The sequence below is a fragment of the Parasedimentitalea nitratireducens genome, from assembly GCF_057444295.1.
In genome coordinates this window covers 1-1,474 of record NZ_JBYAXC010000038.1, presented here as the reverse complement: position 1 = coordinate 1,474, position 1,474 = coordinate 1, and the positions used below count along the sequence as shown (strand labels likewise).

Here is a 1,474-nt window from a genome sequence, read left to right as displayed (position 1 = left end):
TCAGTGGTTACGATGAGCCAAGAACTCTCTCTTATCAAATACGGCTATTTGGACCCATAAGCGCTGACGTCAGACAGGGCGCGTTCTTCTAGTTTTGTAAAAAGGTTCATGCTTTGCTCTCTTTTGACCAACCTTCGTGGGTAAGGAAATCGAAATCACAGCCTTCGTCGGCTTGCAGAACAGTCCGACTGTAAAGGCCCCGATAGCCACGGTTGGCAAGTTCAGGTTCAGTGTGTGTTTCCAGTCGATGTGCAATTTCGGCGTCATCCACCAGCAGATCGATCCGTTTCTCTGATACGGAGAGCCGGATCCGGTCTCCATTCCGGACGGCAGCCAGTGGCCCGCCCACCCCTGCTTCCGGTGACATGTGGAGCACTATCGTCCCAAAAGCGGTGCCCGACATCCGTGCATCAGAAATTCGAACGATGTCTTTCACACCTTTCTTGGCCAGTTTTTTGGGGATCGGTAGATAGCCTGCCTCAGGCATTCCAGCTGAAACGGGTCCTGCGTTTTTCAAGACCATGATGTCGTTGGCTTCTATATCTAGGTCGGGATCGTCAACACGCTGTGCGAGGTCCTCGAGGCTCTCAAAGACAACTGCGCGACCTTCGACTTCAAAAAGCTCCGGCGTTGCAGCTGCGCGTTTAAAGATCGCACCTTGTGGTGCAATGTTGCCAAAAAGACTGATCAAACCGCCTTCGTTGGAAACCGGATCGTCAAAGGCACGGATGACACGACGATCAACCCATTCAGGCTCGTCCTCAAGACGTTCGGCCAGCGTTTGACCGGTTACATCCACTGTATCAAGGTGCAGCAGATGGCGGATCTCACGCAGCACGGCCCCAACGCCGCCAGCAGCATAGAAATCTTCCATATACCCTTCACCAACCGGCTTGAGGTCCACAAGAACAGGCGTTTCATCAGAAATTTGGTTGAGACGCTCTGGCGAAATCCGAATACCCAAGCGTCCGGCAACCGCAGTCAGGTGCACAATCGCATTTGTCGACCCGCTGACCGCCATCAACACGCGAAAAGCATTCTCTACTGATTTCTCAGTGATGATCTCGCTTGGCAAACGAGGGTTTTGAATGAGACTAACCGCAAGTCTGCCGCTTTCTTCTGCCGCCACCAGTCGATCAGCATGCACTGCTGGAATGGCAGCAGTACCAGGCAATGACATCCCCAGGGTCTCGGCAATGCAGGCCATTGTGCTTGCGGTACCCATCACTGCGCAGGTTCCCGCAGTTGTTGCCAACCGCCCTTCAATCTCGGCGATTTCTTCGCCAGACACTTCGCCAGCCCTGTATTTCCCCCAGAACCGCCGACAATCCGTGCAGGCACCAAGGCGCTCGCCTTTGTAGCGACCCGTCATCATCGGACCCGTGACAAGCTGTACGCTGTCTGACGTCAGCGCTTATGGGTCCAAATAGCCGTATTTGATAAGAGAGAGTTCTTGGCTCATCGTAACCACTGA

Annotated in this window: 1 protein-coding gene; it reads right to left on the bottom strand. The window is 53.7% G+C overall.

Going from position 1 to position 1,474, the window contains the following annotated elements:
• Window positions 1-106 precede the first annotated feature (106 nt).
• Window positions 107-1,411, bottom strand: a complete 1,305-nt coding sequence (locus tag AC2T28_RS24900; RefSeq protein ID WP_486751293.1) for a dihydroxy-acid dehydratase — start codon at window positions 1,409-1,411, stop codon at window positions 107-109.
• Between the last annotated feature and the right edge of the window lie 63 nt (window positions 1,412-1,474).